12 protein-coding genes are annotated in these 15,949 nt (G+C 63.5%); 8 read left to right on the top strand and 4 right to left on the bottom strand.

What is annotated here, in order from left to right; genetic code table 11:
- Positions 1 to 135 precede the first annotated feature (135 nt).
- Positions 136 to 1,497, top strand: a complete 1,362-nt coding sequence (locus ACSFDB_RS09660; protein ID WP_440770786.1) for an ABC transporter substrate-binding protein — start codon at positions 136 to 138, stop codon at positions 1,495 to 1,497.
- A 219-nt stretch (positions 1,498 to 1,716) separates the two neighbouring features.
- Here ACSFDB_RS09660 and ACSFDB_RS09655 read toward each other — a convergent pair whose 3' ends face one another.
- Both ACSFDB_RS09655 and ACSFDB_RS09650 read right to left on the bottom strand, forming a co-directional pair.
- Positions 1,717 to 2,955, bottom strand: coding sequence for a polysaccharide deacetylase family protein (locus ACSFDB_RS09655; RefSeq protein WP_440770785.1), 1,239 nt, complete (start codon positions 2,953 to 2,955; stop codon positions 1,717 to 1,719).
- 151 nt (positions 2,956 to 3,106) lie between these two features.
- Positions 3,107 to 3,700, bottom strand: coding sequence for a DUF6149 family protein (locus ACSFDB_RS09650; protein ID WP_440770784.1), 594 nt, complete (start codon positions 3,698 to 3,700; stop codon positions 3,107 to 3,109).
- Positions 3,701 to 3,970: 270 nt separating this feature from the next.
- Between ACSFDB_RS09650 and ACSFDB_RS09645 the strand changes: the two genes are divergently transcribed.
- From ACSFDB_RS09645 to ACSFDB_RS09615, 7 genes are all read left to right on the top strand, one after another.
- Positions 3,971 to 5,209: an NAD(P)/FAD-dependent oxidoreductase gene (locus ACSFDB_RS09645; protein WP_440770783.1), complete on the top strand. Its 1,239-nt coding sequence runs from the start codon at positions 3,971 to 3,973 to the stop codon at positions 5,207 to 5,209.
- A gap of 157 nt (positions 5,210 to 5,366) precedes the next feature.
- Complete coding sequence (locus tag ACSFDB_RS09640) at positions 5,367 to 5,594, top strand: DUF7979 domain-containing protein (protein WP_440770782.1); 228 nt, start codon at positions 5,367 to 5,369, stop codon at positions 5,592 to 5,594.
- An 839-nt stretch (positions 5,595 to 6,433) separates the two neighbouring features.
- Positions 6,434 to 6,844: a DUF7124 domain-containing protein gene (locus tag ACSFDB_RS09635; RefSeq protein ID WP_440770781.1), complete on the top strand. Its 411-nt coding sequence runs from the start codon at positions 6,434 to 6,436 to the stop codon at positions 6,842 to 6,844.
- Positions 6,845 to 6,959: 115 nt separating this feature from the next.
- Positions 6,960 to 7,874 carry an ArsR/SmtB family transcription factor gene (locus ACSFDB_RS09630; RefSeq protein ID WP_440770780.1) on the top strand — a complete coding sequence of 305 codons (915 nt, stop codon included), beginning with the start codon at positions 6,960 to 6,962 and terminating at the stop codon, positions 7,872 to 7,874.
- 155 nt (positions 7,875 to 8,029) lie between these two features.
- Positions 8,030 to 8,947, top strand: coding sequence for an ABC transporter ATP-binding protein (locus ACSFDB_RS09625; protein WP_440770779.1), 918 nt, complete (start codon positions 8,030 to 8,032; stop codon positions 8,945 to 8,947).
- Positions 8,944 to 9,816 (top strand): ABC transporter permease, encoded by an 873-nt coding sequence (locus ACSFDB_RS09620; RefSeq protein WP_440770778.1) that lies wholly within the window; start codon positions 8,944 to 8,946, stop codon positions 9,814 to 9,816. The genes ACSFDB_RS09625 and ACSFDB_RS09620 overlap by 4 nt, the downstream gene beginning before the upstream one ends.
- Before the next feature lie 66 nt (positions 9,817 to 9,882).
- Positions 9,883 to 10,419 (top strand): DUF5815 family protein, encoded by a 537-nt coding sequence (locus ACSFDB_RS09615; RefSeq protein WP_440770777.1) that lies wholly within the window; start codon positions 9,883 to 9,885, stop codon positions 10,417 to 10,419.
- A gap of 61 nt (positions 10,420 to 10,480) precedes the next feature.
- Here ACSFDB_RS09615 and ACSFDB_RS09610 read toward each other — a convergent pair whose 3' ends face one another.
- Both ACSFDB_RS09610 and ACSFDB_RS09605 read right to left on the bottom strand, forming a co-directional pair.
- Positions 10,481 to 12,712: a PAS domain S-box protein gene (locus ACSFDB_RS09610; RefSeq protein ID WP_440770776.1), complete on the bottom strand. Its 2,232-nt coding sequence runs from the start codon at positions 12,710 to 12,712 to the stop codon at positions 10,481 to 10,483.
- Between the two features lie 171 nt (positions 12,713 to 12,883).
- Complete coding sequence (locus ACSFDB_RS09605; protein ID WP_440770775.1) at positions 12,884 to 15,772, bottom strand: PAS domain S-box protein; 2,889 nt, start codon at positions 15,770 to 15,772, stop codon at positions 12,884 to 12,886.
- Between the last annotated feature and the right edge of the window lie 177 nt (positions 15,773 to 15,949).

Genomic DNA, 15,949 nt, shown 5'->3' with positions numbered 1-15,949 from the left:
TCACCCCTGTGAGTCCGTCGACGGCGGTATCGGTCGTCGCCCTCGAGACTCGTTTTCCAGTGGCGACGCTCAAAAAATCAGTTCTGATAGTCGCTTGCCAACTATTATCATAGGTGTCTGTGAACGGGGTGCAGTATGACCGGGGCCGAGGGCCACGATACGACGGGACGGACGCACTCGAGTACGAGAGGCGGACGGCGACGATTGAATCGGCGGACGCTTCTGAGAACGACAGGGGGCACCATCGCCGGCGTCTCCCTCGCAGGCTGTCTTAGCTCCTACGAGACTGTAGTCGGGAGCAGCGCCGAAGAGGAGTCGGTGACCATCGGGGTGTTGGCCCCGGATCCGGACAGCGACTACATCGGCCGGTCGATCGTCCGAGCCGCGGAGGTCGCCGTCGACGAACTCAACGAGAACGGCGGGATCGACGGTCAGGACGTCGATATGGTCGTCGGCGATACGAACGGGAGTCCGCTCGAGGCCCGACGCCAGTACCAGCGGCTCATTCTCGAGGAAGGGGCCGACGTAACGGTCGGCGTCTTCGCGAGCGAGGCGCTCATGAACATTATGGACGACATCGCCGAGCAGGAGACGATCCATCTCACCTCCGGTGCGGCGACGACGGCGGCCAGCGGACTCGTTCACGACGAGTACGACCGGTACAAGTACCACTTCCGCGTCGGGCCGAACAACGACTCGGACCTCGGGCAGATGCAGATCGACTTCATCGACGACATGGGCCCGGACCTCGGCTGGGAGTCCGTCGCGCTCCTTGCGGAGGACTACCAGTGGACCGAAAAGCCGTGGGAGGTGTACCAGGAGCAGCTGGCGAGTACGGGCGTCGAAATCGCCATGGAAGAGCGATACTCTCCGGCGACGAGCGATTTCTCGGATCTCTACGACGAGGCCGAGGCGGAGGGAGCCGACGCGGTCTTCATCACGACGGCCCACACCGGGAACGAGGCGCTCCTGGACTGGTCGTACCCGAATCGACCCGACCCCCAACCCCAGCCGCGACCGTTCGCGTTCGGCGGGATCCACGTTCCGATGCAGTTGCCGGCGTACTACGACATGGTCGGCGGTGCCTGTCGGTACGGCGTCGGTCAGACGAGCGCGACGGCGACCAGTACGATCACCGACAAGACCCAGCCGTTCGTCACGGCCTATCAGGACGCCTTCGACGGTGCGAACCCGGTCTACACGGGCTATCACACCTACGACGCCGTCATGCTGTTCGCCCACGTGGTCGAGGAATCGGGGACGCTCGATGCCGACGACCTCGTCGAGGCTGTCGAGGATATCTCGTTTACCGGTGCGGCCGGCACCGCCGAGTTCCACGACCCGAGCCACGAGTTCGCACACGACCTCATCTATCAACGGGAGGATACCCTTTACTTCCAGTGGCAAGAAAACGACGACGGCGAGGGTGTCCAGGAGGTCGTCTGGCCCGAGGAACAGGCCACCGCCGACTACGTCACGCCGCCGTGGCTCGAGTAACCGTCGCGACAGACTGCGACGCTAAACCGGCTGCGACGCCGAACTAACTATGGCCCTGAATCGGCTGGCCGTCGACGGACTGCCGTCGGTTTCGTGACGACGAACGCGAGCGACGGCCGAATCGGAGCAAACTGCAAGCACAGCGACGCGACACGGACTGTCGGTGCAGTCGGTGCGAAAAGACCGCGATGCGGAGCGCGAGCGGCAACGAACTCCGCGTCAGAACAGGTAGCGTTCCTCTAAATCCTGCGGGAGAATAATCTCGATGTCACCGTTCGACTCGTACCTGTGGACCGTCTCGACCAGCGTCTCGAACGCCTCGAGATCCTCGTCCTCGAGACGGTGGTAGAACATCGACGTAATGCCGCCCATCTCGGCCGTCCGCTCGAGCGCTCGCTCGACGCGCTCGACGTCGGGTTCGCCGATGCGGGACGCCAGCCGCGTGTTCGTGTTGTATCCCTGGACGGGCGGGCCGCCGGCGAAGCCGATCGAGTGATACTCGTCGACGAGTTCGATCGTCGTCTCGTCGTACTGGCCGAACGGGTACGCGAAGTACTCGGCGTCGTCTTCGAACCCCTGGTCGATGAGCCATTCCTTCCCGTCGCGGATCTCGGCTTCCTGCTCCGCCGCGCTGAGTTCGGGCAACTGGGGGTGGCTCATGGTGTGATTCGCGACGCACCAGCCGGCGTCGTGGAGTTCGTGGAGTTCGTCGGTCGTCACCCGCGGATCCCCGCCGGCTTCGCCGCGTTCGACGTAGTTGGGGTTGATGAACGTTACCGCCGGATAGCCGTACTCCTCTAAGATCGGCAGCGCCTTCGTGTAGTCCGTCTTGTGCGCGTCGTCGAACTGGATCATCACCTTCCCCGTCTCCGGACGAGGGGTGAAGTGGAGGTCGTCGAACCAGATCGTCCGCTCCTGGCCCTCACCCGTACTTATCTGGAGGTGCACCTCGTCGACGCTCCCCGCGTCGAACCCGTCGTCGACGTCGGTCACGCCGAAGTTGTACCGCTCGAGGGGCAGGTCGGCGGTGATCCCGCGCCGGTACTCGATCGAGTTGCGTTCGCTATCGACCAGTCGAAGCCACGGGACGACGAGGTCGTCCGACGCGACCGCGACGCCGGGAACGACGTCCGTCAACTCGCGCGATTCCGAGAACGTCTTCGCGAGTCTGGCACTCCCCGATGTCACCTCGAATCGAGCGCTCTGCGAGCCGACGAGCGCTCGGTTCTCGTCGGCCGTCAGCGTGCCGCCGGAGGCGTCCCAGCGGTCGAGGTCTTCGAAGTCGTCGTCGGTTCCTGCGGCGTCGGGGTAGTCTCGCGACTCGTCACCGTTTCCGGTCGAGGTCGATCCGGTGTCGTCGCCGTTCCCCGAATTCGAGTCGAGAAACGTGGCGTCGGTGCAGCCGGCGAGACCCGCCGCTGCTGACGTCGCGACCGCGAGGTACGTTCGTCGGTTCATTGACGAGGAAACAGGTCAGCTACCACTATTGTTACGGAGGCGTTACTGTCCCTCTCCGGAAAGAAATCAAAATCTAAACGCTTGCTCGGCGACCGTTTCACTCGCCGAACGGCCGGCCGAATGGCGGTCTACAGCCGTTACGCGGGACGGCTCAGTCCTCGAGGTCGTCGTCGCCGACCCCGACGGCCTTCGAGACGTCGGCGTCGTCGGGCTCCGTTTGTCCACCGACGACGAGCTCGCCGTCTTCGGTTTCGACGTAGACGTCGTCCGCGAACCCGCCCTCCGCGTGAGGGTGTTCGGGGTCCTCGAGTCGTTCGGGCGTCGACGGTGCCTCGGGGAGCCCCTCCGGCGGCGCGAACTGGCCGAGCGGGTCGTCGATCGTGATATCCCAGCGTCCGAAGAACTCACCGTAGCGCTCGTGGTGGGCCTCGAGTTCGTCTACGGGAATCTCCATCATCTCAGTCCAGCCGTGGTTGTAGAAGTCGAAGTTAGCCTGAATGTGGGTGATTTCGCGGGCTTCGGCCTCCGTGTAGCCCTCCTGGAGCGCCTTCAGATAGCTGTCCATCGTCGCCTCGAAGAGCCCGTCGAGGTGGTCTTTGCGTTCGTCCGCGCGCTCGGGGTCGGCTTTCCCGAGGAAGATCTTGGTGTGCATTCGAACCAGCCCCGAGACCGCGACCGATCGAACGACCGGCGTCTCGAGTGCCTTTCGAGAGGCGAAGTGACGGGCGTTTTGACGAAGTTTCATGTGCCGGTTTACGCAGGGGGAGGTCAATAACGGTTTGGCTAACGACGTACCTCGGTCGGGCGATCGGCGGACGACACCCGCTCGGGTCGAAACTGTCAGAGATAACAGCAAACCTTGCAATATTCAGAATTGGAACGAAGGCAGCGTGGTTTCGCTACCGATCGTTACAATATTTGGCCGATATATCACGATCGTTGTCTTCGATCTGGTAGCTGGACGAAATAGACGAGATAGCAACCCACTTTAACCCGCATTACGAACGTTCCGGATATGACCCAGTACGTGATCATCGGTGACGGGATCTCGGGCAGTTCGGCTGCCGAGACCCTCCGGGAAGAAGACCCGGACGCGAAGATTACCGTCATCACCGATGAGGGGGAGCCACTGTACAATCGGATTCTCATCAAGGAACACGCGAAAGGAAAACTCCCCGAAGCCCCCATCTCGATCCACGAGGAAGAGTGGTACGAGGAACGCGACATCGACCTCTCGCTCGACACGCACGTGACGAGCGTTGATACCGACGAAAACATCGTCCACACCCACGATAGCGGTGACATCCCCTACGACAAGCTGCTGGTCGCGACCGGCGGGACGCCGACCCAGTTGCCTGTCGACAACAGCGATGCAGACGGGATCCACCACTTCTGGACCTTCCAGGACGCACGCGGGATCCGCGAGAGCGCTGAAGCGGCCGACAACGCCGTCGTCGTCGGTGCCGGTCTCCTCGGCATCGACTTCGCCGCCGTCTGTGGTGCACAGGGTGTCGACGGCAAGTATCTGATGCGCGGCGACCGCTGGTGGCGCTACGCGCTCTCGGCTGAGGGCGCGGAGATCATGCACGAGGGCATGCGCGAGGTCGGCGTCGAACCCGTCTTCGACAGCGGCGTCGACCACTTCGAAACCGACGACGACGGTGCCGTGACCGCGGCCGTCGATCCGAACGGCGACCGGTACGACTGTGACTTCGCCGGCGTCGCCATCGGACTGACGTTCAACACCGAGTTCCTCCGCGGAGCAGGTCTCGAGCAGGACAACGGTATCCTTGTCGACGAGTACATGCAGACCAACGTCGACGACATCTACGCGGCCGGCGACATCACGCGCTTCTACGACGTGTTGCTTGGCGAGCAGGCCCAGAACGGCTCGTGGGGCTCGGCCAAGGAACAGGGGCGCGTCGCTGCGGTGAACATGGCGGCCGACGCCGAGGAAGAGGTGTTCCAGTGGGTCTCATCCTACTCGATCACCCACTTCGACTTCCCGTTCCTCTCGTTTGGCCATCCCACCCTCGGCGACGAGCACGCCGAGCGCAAGTACAGCGACACCGAGTGGCGTCGCGTCGCGTTCAAGGACGGCAAGATCGTCGGCGGCGTCCTCATCGGCGATCTTTCGCCACAGAGCAAGTTTAAAAAGCTGATGCGCAACCAGCGTGTCGTCTCCGACCAGGCAGAGGTACTCCTCGAGAAGCAGGTCGATCTCGACAACCTCGCGCCGGAACAGGAACAGTAGTCTCGCTACGAGCGGTCGATCGACACTGACGGTTTTCACCAATTTTCTCGCCACTTATCGATTGGTACCGCCTGCAGAGCGTTCGCTCACCGAGTCGATCCCCTGCATGCTTCGGGTCGTCCACAACGGTTAAATAGGGATAAGGCATTTGGTAACAATGAACATGGCCACCAGTGAAATCCTCCGGCGATCGCGACACCTCGAGCGAGTCGAATCAGTGACGGCGGATACGACCGTCCGTCACGTCGATCAACTCGATACGGAGACGCTGGACGCATTTTATAGCGCACTGACGGCCGACCGGCCGGTTTCGGAGGCCGACGTCGACCTCGAGCCCGGCGAGGTGATCGTCTTCACCGACTACTACCGCGTCGCTCGCGCCTGATACGGACGAACTACTGAGACGGCGAATTCGTCGGACCCACTTCGTCAGATAGCCAGTTTAGTGGACTTTCCGTACACTACAGAAGCAGAGGTACCTTTTTTCGCCTCGGAGTTCCTCACGAAGTGAGGAACCCCTCTCTGCTCGCGGGCCAACGGCCCGCTCGCACGGCTCGAGGGACGCAAAGTCCTCGGCTGGCGCAACAATCTACGCCAAAACGGCTGCTCACTCGCTTCGCTCGGTCGCGGGTGCTTCGCTTACCCTCTGACTGCAGCGGTACCGCCTTCGTCTGTATGCAACACGACGGCCCGTTTTATTCCGCTCAATCTACTCTGCGCTACTCGAAAAAGAAGCGTGCAACCGTTGTTTGGGTTCCTCGATACAGTTGGAAAGTCAACGACCTGTGTCAGTGAGACCATCGGTTTCGCCCCCTATTATATTCGCTAGCAGGAAGGCGGTGACGATGCCCACAAAGGCACCAAACACGGTAATTTCAAACAGACCAAGCAAGACACCTAATAGAATCCCTGCGCCGGCTCCCCCCGCGATAATCGCGGAGAAACGTGTTCTATCATTCACAGGTAGTATACGGAAGGCGACAATAAATGCACATTGGGATTGTGTGAGCCGCGTTGTTTCCTCAGCCTGTACTTACCGCTACGGGTAAAACCGGTATTCGATACCCATCTCGAGCAGGGCGAGTGATCAGTTTCGGCCCACCGTTCGAAGCGCTTCGGTGACGTTTGCCCAATCTATAGCTGTCGTCGTGTCGATCGGTCACCGTCCCCCAGCTAGTCGGAAGTATCGAAGCCGTTTTCCCCCGTGCGCGTCTTCGCTCTGGTATGAACGGCGGTAGCGACATGACCCTGGCGTTCGAACTCGAGGCGCTGAAAGAGCTCGCGTCGCCCGAGAGCGTCTTCGAAGACGCGAGGGGCTGGACCGAGTACATCGGCGTCGTCTCCGAGAAGCCCACCTACGTGGTGACGAACTTCACGCGCAAGAACCGCATCCGACAGGACTTCTTCTCCGGCCCGCGCGGCAAAGCCGAGAGCCTGGAGGGCGTCAAAGATCAGTTCGACACCGACCGCTACGTCCTGATCGCCTCGAGCGAGGAAGACGAACAGCTCGCCGAGGAGGTCGGCTGGGAGTATCTCGACGTCGAAGACGCCGCCGAGGCCGCCGACTGGATCGTCGCCTCGAGCGTCGACGACGACGCGGACGACGCCGAACCGGTCCGCGACGACTGGCCGTAGATCGCCGATAGCGGCGATTTCGAACCTGTCGACCATCGGTTTCGGTTTTCGGTCGCTCGAGGAGCCCGTATCTGAACGATTATCGTCTTTCACGGCGTTCGGTGCATATCGACCAATGAGCTCTGCACTCGAGTCCCACGTCGATGACGATATCGTCGACGCGATCGGATCGCTCGGCAACCGCACCCGCCTCGAGATTCTGTTCGCGCTCGTCAAGAAAGAAGACGAGTGTCTGGAGCAGTGGGCGACGATGTCGTTTACCGAGCTGTACGAGGCTGTCGACCTCGAGAGCACGTCCCAGTTCTCCTATCATCTCGATCGACTGACCGATACGTTCGTCGTCGAGACGTCCGGTGGGTACCGGTTGACCTACGGCGGCGACAAACTCGTTCGGACGATCCTCTCGGGAGCCTACGAGAGTACTCGCTCCTTCGACGACGTCGAGGTGGACGGAATCTGCGTGTTCTGTGAGACGTTGGCGCTCGTCGCGACGATGGATACGGAACGGTTCGTCGTTCGGTGTGGCGCCTGTGAGACGACCCTGTTGAACGATATGCTTCCCCGGAGCCAGACCAGACACCGCTCGACGGCAGCCATCGTCGACAGCGTCGGCACCCGAATCTGGAGTACGTACACGCTGGTCAGGGGTGGCGTCTGTCCGGAGTGTTACGGACCGATCGACACCGCCGTCGACACCCACGAACCGGATACGGGTGAGTACGACGGGCGGTCGTTCTACGCGCTCTCGCACACGTGCCGGGAGTGCTGGCTCGCGATCCACATGCCGATCGAGGTGACCGCAGCGTTCCACCCCGCCGCCGTCGGCTTCTTCTGGGAGCACGGTATTTCCCTGCTGGAGTGTCCGCTCTGGGAGTTCTTCGAGTACATGGTAAACGAGACGGTTTCGACGCAGGTCGACAGCGTCGACCCGCTCGAGGCGATCGTCGACATTACGCTCGAGGACGAGACTCTCCGCCTCGAAATTGACGACTCCTTGACCGCCACTCCTGAGCCGAGCAGCGGTGACTGAGTTCGACTCTCACTGGCGGTTTCTCAAATGTCTTTGAGTTATCCGACTGACAATATGTAAGCTTAACAACAATATTTATCGCGGTTGGTTCGCATGAGTGTGTATGCGTTCCGATCTACCGACCGATACCACGGCGGCGCTCCGGAGGCTCGAGTATGGCAGCGATTGAACTCGACGGGTTGACGAAACGCTTCGGTGACGTCGTCGCCGTTGACGACCTCGATCTCACCATCGAAGAGGGCGAAATCTTCGGATTTTTGGGGCCGAACGGCGCCGGCAAGTCGACGACGATCGACATCTTGCTGGACTTTCTGCGTCCAACTAGCGGCACCGTGACCGTCCTCGGCCACGACGCCCAGTCGGACGGGCTCGCCGTCCGGGATCGAATCGGCGTCCTGCCCGACGCCTATCACGTCTACGACCGACTCACCGGCCGCCAACACGTCGAGTTCGCCATCGAGATGAAAGGCGCCGACGACGACGCTGAGGCGCTGCTCGAACGGGTCCGGGTCGCCGACGCGGCGGACCGGAAAGCCGGCGGCTACTCGAAAGGGATGCGCCAGCGGATGGTTCTCGCGATGGCGCTCGTGGGCGATCCCGACCTGCTCGTGCTCGACGAGCCCTCGACGGGGTTAGACCCCAATGGGGCCCGCGAGATGCGCGAAATCATCCGCGAGGAGAACGAACGCGGGACGACCGTCTTCTTCTCGAGTCACATCATGGAGCAGGTCGAGGCGGTCTGTGACCGCGTGGCGATCATCAACCGTGGCCAGCTGGTCGCCGTCGACACGATCGACGGGCTCCGTGATTCGACGGAAACCGGCGAGACGCTGTACGTCTACGTCACGGACCTCGACGAGCGCGTTCTCGAGTCCATACGGGCCCTCGAGGGCGTCGGTAGCGCGTCGATCGACGACGGCCGCTTGCGGGTATCCGTCGACGGCGTCTCGAAGTTCGCCGTCCTGCACGCGATCGACGAAGTTGCCGCCGTTCAGGACTTCTCGGTCGTGGAATCCTCGCTCGAGGACCTGTTCGTCCGCTACACGAACGCGGGCCAGGAGGCCGAAGCGTGACGTGGCTCACCGTCGCGAAGAAGGACTTCCGCGACGCCGTCCAGTCGCGAGCGCTGTGGTCGCTCGTCGGCGTCTTCGTCGTCCTCTCGATCGTCTCCACGTACGCGTACGTCGAAGCGCCGGCGTTGTTGGGATCGCAGGCGGGGGCGACGTTCGGCGGCCTGATCTTCTTCACGATCGGGCTCACTGGGCTGTTCGTTCCGCTGGCGGCGATCGTCGTCTGTTACAAATCCCTCGCGGGCGAGCGCGAACTCGGGGGCATCAAGCTCTTGCTCTCCCTGCCGACGACTCGCGGCCAGGTCTTCGTCGGAAAGGTGATCGGCCGAGCCGCCGTTCTCGCGTTCGGGCTCAGCGTCGGTCTCGTGGTCGGTATCGGTTTCGGCTCCGTCCTGCTGGGCGAGTTCGACGCCCTCGCCGTGCTGGTGTTCGTCCTCGTCACGCTTTCGTTCGCGGCGATCTACGCGACGATCGTCGTCGGGATCTCGGCGACGACGGGATCGACCTCGCGCGCGACGACGCTGGCCCTCGGCTTCTTCGTCGTCTTCGAACTGCTCTGGGACGTGGTTCCGATGGGGATCCTCTACGTCGTCGAGGGCTTTTCGCTCCCGGCGACGATTCCCGACTGGGTGTATCCCGTGATGCAGGTCTCGCCCTCGTCGGCGTACTTCACGACGGTCGTCGCCCTGTTGCCAGACCTCGCAGAGACGGTCGGTGCCGACCCGTCCGGAGCCGGAGCCGGCGTCGAGGTGAGCGCGACCGAGGCCGAACCGTTCTACGCGACCCCCGAGGTTGGCCTCCTCGTTCTCGCCCTGTGGCTCGTCGTCCCGCTCGCCGTTGGCTACTATCGATTCGACGCGGCCGACCTCTGAGACGCAAGCGGCGTCGGGTTTTCTCGAGTCGTCGCGCTTATGCCCGGGCCGGCCGAAAGGCGGCCAATGGCAGAGCCCCGCGTCCCGGGTTCCGGCGGCGATCGAACGCTCGAACTTCCCTGCGGGAAGTCCCTCGATCCACACCAGATCGACCTCGGCATGCGCGAGTACTCTTGTAGCTGTGGCGACACCCACGCCGTCGTCACCGACGTCCATCCCCCCTCTCGATTCTTCCCCGAATCGCTCGTCGAGATTCTCCAGGAGACGATCGAACCCGCCGACGAGTTCGAGGAGTTCGGCACGCCCCACCTACTGGGCGTGGTCATGGAGGAGTTCCCCGAAAAGGTCGTCACCTACGACGCGAGCGACGACGGCGCCGTCGGCTACGCGATGCTGTGGGTGACCGACTTCGACTCCCGTCGCCTCCACGAGATCGTCGTCGAACTCGTCGTCGAACTCATGGACCACGCGATCAGCCACGCCGAAGATGACAACGCCGTCACCGACTTCGAGTCCCAAATGCTCGAGTTCGACGTCAGCGAATTCGTCGAACAGTACCGTCGCCAGCGCGACTTCGAGAGCGAACACGACCGCGCGTTGTGAGCGGTCGAGCCGACGGCGGTCTCGCTTGCGGGAACTGGTTTGCAGTCCGAACCGATAACCGTCAGCGGCGAGTTTCGGCGCCGCGGAACTCGAATCGTGCGCCACCGACGTCGCTATCGGTAACCGCAACGCTCCAGCCGTGGGACGTGGCGATCCGGTCGACGATCGCGAGTCCGAAGCCGGTCCCGTCGGCCGCGGTCGAGTAGCCGCTCTCGAGTACGCGCTCGCGGTGGTCGCTCGGGATTCCGCGGCCGTCATCCTCGACGAAAAACCCCTCCCCGTCAGGGAGGTCGCCGATCGTGACGGTTACGCCGACGTCGATGGGGTCGCCACCGTTAGCAGTGGGTTGTCCCCGTCGGTCGGCACGCACCACGCCGTGCTCGATCGCATTTCGAATCAGGTTCTCCAGCAGCCGTTCGAACCGGCGCTCGTCGACCCGAACAACGGCGTCCGTCGGCGTCTCGAGGGCGGCGGATCCCGTTTCGACGTGTCGCCAGCACCGTCTGGCGAACACCGCGAGTTCGACCGGCTCGTAGTCCGTAATCGGTTTTTCCTCGCGTGCGAGCGTCAGAATGCCGTCGATCAGTCCCTGCATCCGGTCGTGCGCCTCGGCGACGGTTTCGAGGCGGTCGTCGCCGCGTCCCTCCCGCACCAGCGAGAGCTGTCCCTGGGCGACGTTCAACGGGTTGCGAAGATCGTGAGAGACGACGTTGGCGAACGACTCGAGGCGCTCGTTCTGTCGTTCCAGCGTTCGCTCGCGTTCTTTGCGTTCGGTGATATCGCGGAGGACGCCGACGGTCCCTCGAAACTCGTCGTCGTCTTCCGTCGGGAGGAGCGCGAGGTGATTTTCGGTCGGAACTCGGTCGCCGTCTTTCGTGTGGAGCGTGATCTCGTAGGAGTCCCGCTCGCGGTCGTCGTTGGCCAACAGCTCTGCGATTATCGCTTCGCCAGTCCTGATATCGTCGTCGTCGATGACGAGCGAGACGTGTTCGCCGATCTGTTCGCCGGGGCTGTAGCCCACCGTGGTCAGATCGGCGTCGACCGGCGGAATCACGTTCGTGAACCGACCGTCGGCGTCCAGTACGTACACTTCGTCGGGGATCGCCTTCAGAATCGTCTCGTACTGCTCGAGTTCCCGCTTGCGTTCCGTCCGAACGGTGATGTCGCGAACGACGCCGGCGGCACCGCGATACTGGCCGTCCTCGAGCGGGAGCAAAGAGACGTTGTCCTCGCACTGAATCCGCGTCCCGTCGCTCGTTTCGACCGTGATCTCGTAGGTCTGTTGGGTGCGCTCGGACCCGCTGGACAGGAGCTCTCGAACGACGTCCGTCCCGCGCTCGACGGACGGTTCGTCGAGCAGAAACGAGACGGGTTGCCCGATGATGTCGCGCTTCGCGTAGCCGGTTATCTCGGCGTAGGCGTCGTTGACGAACGCGTAGCGCCCGTCCGAATCGATCGTGTAGACCGGATCGCCGAGCGCTTCGACGATCGTCTCGTAGCGTTCCAGATCACGTTCGCGATCCCGGTGATCCGTGACGTCTCGAAGGGTACAGATGAGTCCGTTCCGATCGGTCGTCGAGAGCGTGTGATCGACGACGATCCGGCTGCCGTCCGCTCGAACGCCGGTCGACTCGTCGTGCCAATAGCCCTCCGCACGCACCGTCGGGAGCACCTCCTCGCGTACGGTTGCGGCGTCCTCGTCGGTGTACAGGAGTTCCCAGTGCTCGCCGATCAGCGCCGCCGGCTCGTAGCCGAAACACTCCGCGTACGCCCGGTTCACGTAGACGAACGTTCCGTCCGGATCGAGCAGACTGATCCCCTCCCGTGCGGTTTCGATCGCCCGACGCTGACGTTCGTGGTGGCGCTGGCTCCGCGCCGTCTCGACCGCGTTGACGAGCCGGTTTGCGAGCACCGGATACTCGTCGCTTGCGGTCTCCTTCCGCACGTAGTCCGTGACACCCGCCGCGATCGCGTCGCTGGCGAGCGCTTCGGACCCGGAGTCGGTACACAGCACGAACGGCACGCGCTCGTCCTGATCGCGAACGCGTTCCAGCAACGCGAGTCCGTCCGTATCGGCCAGATCGTACTCCGAGACGAGGCAGTCGATTCGATCGGTCTCGAACCGCGCAAGCCCCTCTCGTGCGGTCGTCACGGTGGTCGTCTCGAACCGGTCGTCTTCCCGCTCGAGTCCCGCTGCGAGCTGTGTCGCAAACTCCGGGTCGTCGTCCACATGTAAAACGCGGATTCGCTCCGGCCGGTCGTCCGCGCGTGGTGAGTCACCGGTCGGTCTCATGACCCCCCTTTTGCCAGTACGGAGAAATAGATTGGGTCCGCTCTCACGGACAGACCGCGTTGCGATACTGTCTCTGGCGACTGAATCAACTGGAACGGAGCCGAACGAATCGGCTGGGAAACTACTGTATCGCTCGCTTGAATCCGCGCTGACGAACCGGTTGGATCACGGCTACGGCGTTTCGACCGAGACCGCTATCCGCAACCCGCCGCTCGCGCTCTCCTCGAGCGCGATCGACCAACCGTGAGCCTCGACAACTTCGGAAACGATCGCCAGTCCGAACCCGGTTCCCTCGGCCGCCGTGCTGTATCCCCACTCGAGGGCAGCGTCGCGCTCGTCGGCCGGGATTCCTGGCCCGTCGTCCTCGATCGCGAACCCGTCTCCGGTCGCGGTCACCGTCACTGTCACGTCGTCGCCGACGTGTTCGCGGGCGTTACGCAGGACGTTTTCGAAGAGCGCACGGAGTCGACTCTCGTCGCCGTCGACCGTCGGCAGCGAGCCCTCTTGGACCACCTCGAGCGTGGGATCGACCGCGCGGTGAGCCTGATCGAGAACGGCGTCGAGGTCCACCGCGGCCGTCTCGGTCAGCCGCTGGCCGCTCCGGGCGAGTTCGAGCACGTTCTCGACGAGTTCGTCCATCCGGTCGAGCGCCCACCCAATCTCCTCGAGGTGTCGTTTTCCGTCTTCGTCGACGTGTTCCGCGACGTTTTCGAGCTGGCCCGCCGCGAGCGTGAGCGGGTTCCGGAGGTCATGAGAGACCGTGCTCGCGAACGCCTCGAGGCGATCGTTCTGGCGCTCGAGTTCGCGGCTTCGATCGGCGAGTTCGGACTCGCGGGCGGCGCGGTCGAGGGCCGCCTCGGCGTTCGCGGCGAGGATTCTGGCGAGCGTGAGCGCCTCGGGGTCCAGGTCGTTGACCGCGAGCGAGCTCACGATGAAGATTCCGTGCTCGCCGAGGGGAACGTGGGCCTCGCTTCGAACCGGCGTCTCGGGGTTGCGAACGTTCGCCGCGCGACGGACGTCGCCGTGGACGATCGCCTCGCCGGCTTCGTAGGCGTCCCAGGCGATACCGCCGCCGGATTCGATGTAGCCGATGTTCCCGAACAGCTCGACGGCTCGGTCGCTCATCGCCGCGGGAACGAGTCCGTCGTTCGCCTCGTCGACGGACGCCGTTTCGGTGTCGGGAGTCGATCCGCCGTCCGACCGGCCGCTCCGCGACGCTGCGGCCGACCGTGTCGTGATCTCCGGTTCGTAGAGAAACACCGAGTTGAGGTCGAGATCGAGCGCCTCGCTGGCGATGGTGGTCATGATACGGGCGATCTCGCTGCTTCCCGTCGCTGCCATCAGTCGTCGCGTTCCGTCGTGCAACTGTCGGATACGGCGCTCGTGTTCTTTCCGGGCCGTAATGTCGCGTATCGCACCGACGCTACCGAGTAACTGGCCCTCGTCGTCGAGCACCGGCGCGATGTTGTCCTCAATGTGGTGTGTCGATCCGTTCGGTGATTCGACGGTCGTTTCGATGGTGGCACTCCGTCGGTCGTCGCTCGCCTGAATCTCCTCGATGAGCGTCCACCGCTCCGCGAGTTCGGCCTCGGTGATGAACTCGGTGACGTGCTCGCCGACGATCTCGTCGCGCGGTTCGCCCAAGTAGTCGGCCATCGCCTCGTTGACGATCTCGACGTGTCCCGTCGAATCGAGGACGTACATCGAGTCGCTGACGGTCTCGACGAGCGTTCGGTACCGCTCGAGTTTGCGCTCGCGACGTTTCTGCTCGCTCGTATCCGTGTAGATCGCGTACTCGTGGATCTCGCCGTCGATTTCGGTCGCAAAGCCGCGAAAGAGGAAGTCCCGTGGACCGTCGGTCGTACAGCGCTCGACCTCGGCCGTGACGACGGACTCGAGACCGACCGACTCGTAGACGTCGATCTCCTCGCTTCCCGCCGGGACGAGCAGTTCGTCGATACCGTACTCGGTGAGCGTCTCGTGACCGTACCCGAACAGTTCCTCGAACGACGGATTGACCGCGACGACGCGGACGCCGTCGGTACGGTCCAGCACTAAGACCGCGTCGGGGACGCTCTCGAACAGCGCGGCGAAGCGGTCGCGCTCGTTTCGGCGCTCTCGTTCCGACTGAATTCGCGAGACCGTCGAGGCGACGGTCGCGGCGACGAGTTTGACGATGCTGACCGCGCGGCCGTCGAACGCGTTCGGCGCCGTCGAAATCGTCTGTAAGACGCTGTCGGCGTTGACGGGAACGCTCACGACCGAGCGAACGTCGGCTGCGGTCGGCTCGCCGCCAGAGTACGTCGTCGGATCGATCACCCCTGTCGTATCGGTTCGAAGCGCTTGCTCGACCAGACCCTCGCAGGTCGGTTCTCGAAAGGCCGCCGTCGCATCGTCGCCGCCGGTGACCGAAACGGGGGCGAAATCGGCGCTGATCCGGCTCGTGTCGGGGTCGTCCCGTTCGACGAACATCGCCGTCGCGTCGGTCTCGAGCAGCCGGTCGACGGCGTCGATCGCCAGTCGGTACGTCTCCTCGATCGACGAACAGGACTCGAGCGCGCGGACGGCGTCGCGGGTCTCCTCGAGACCGAGCCCGAAGTCGTCGGTGTGGGTCGTCGGGAGGGCCTCGTTGTCGGCCCGCAGAATCGCTCGCAACTGCTCGGCGAGCAGGTCGCTCGAGTCGGTCCGCCCTTTCGGGACGTACCCCGAGAGTCCGGCCGTGATCGCGTCGCTCGCGAGCGTCTCGTCGCCGTCGGCGGTGTAGAGCACGACTGGGGCGGTTGCGAGACCGGCCGCTCGGAGCGAGTCGTACAGCGAGAACGCGTCGGTTTCCTCGAGGTGGTACTCCGTGACGACACACGCGTACTCGCTCGCCTCGTCTGCGAGCGCATCGCGAAGGGCCGTCGTCGTCGCCACTGCTTCGACCGTGGGCGCGTCCTCGTCCGCCTCGAGCGCCCTCACCGTCTGCGTTCGATCGGTGGCATCCGGATCGAGGTACAGAACGGGGCCCAATGCCGCGTCACCGCAACTCCCGGACTCTGGCATTTCGTCGTCTTCCATCAGTAACGGTAACCTGATAAGATGTTCGGCCGTTTTCGAAACGCGTCTGTAGTCGCCCGAGCGTCGAAGCGAGCGACTCAGTGGAGTCGTTCCGCGGCGTGTGTGCGGTCTCGCGACGGTTCCGGTTTTCGCGCCGACGGATCGCGCCGCCAGTTCGAATTTCGAAAATCGATTTCG

This window comes from Natronorubrum amylolyticum, from assembly GCF_052040145.1.
Lineage (GTDB): Archaea > Halobacteriota > Halobacteria > Halobacteriales > Natrialbaceae > Natronorubrum.
Note: the sequence above shows the minus strand (reverse complement) of the source record. Positions and strands in the feature narration are given on the sequence as shown.

Coding starts and splice junctions, on each gene's coding strand:
- ACSFDB_RS09660 (WP_440770786.1), top strand. CDS start 136: ATGACCGGGGCCGAGGGCCACGATACGACGGGACGGACGCACTCGAGT.
- ACSFDB_RS09655 (WP_440770785.1), bottom strand. CDS start 2,955: ATGAACCGACGAACGTACCTCGCGGTCGCGACGTCAGCAGCGGCGGGT.
- ACSFDB_RS09650 (WP_440770784.1), bottom strand. CDS start 3,700: ATGAAACTTCGTCAAAACGCCCGTCACTTCGCCTCTCGAAAGGCACTC.
- ACSFDB_RS09645 (WP_440770783.1), top strand. CDS start 3,971: ATGACCCAGTACGTGATCATCGGTGACGGGATCTCGGGCAGTTCGGCT.
- ACSFDB_RS09640 (WP_440770782.1), top strand. CDS start 5,367: ATGAACATGGCCACCAGTGAAATCCTCCGGCGATCGCGACACCTCGAG.
- ACSFDB_RS09635 (WP_440770781.1), top strand. CDS start 6,434: ATGAACGGCGGTAGCGACATGACCCTGGCGTTCGAACTCGAGGCGCTG.
- ACSFDB_RS09630 (WP_440770780.1), top strand. CDS start 6,960: ATGAGCTCTGCACTCGAGTCCCACGTCGATGACGATATCGTCGACGCG.
- ACSFDB_RS09625 (WP_440770779.1), top strand. CDS start 8,030: ATGGCAGCGATTGAACTCGACGGGTTGACGAAACGCTTCGGTGACGTC.
- ACSFDB_RS09615 (WP_440770777.1), top strand. CDS start 9,883: ATGGCAGAGCCCCGCGTCCCGGGTTCCGGCGGCGATCGAACGCTCGAA.
- ACSFDB_RS09610 (WP_440770776.1), bottom strand. CDS start 12,712: ATGAGACCGACCGGTGACTCACCACGCGCGGACGACCGGCCGGAGCGA.
- ACSFDB_RS09605 (WP_440770775.1), bottom strand. CDS start 15,772: ATGGAAGACGACGAAATGCCAGAGTCCGGGAGTTGCGGTGACGCGGCA.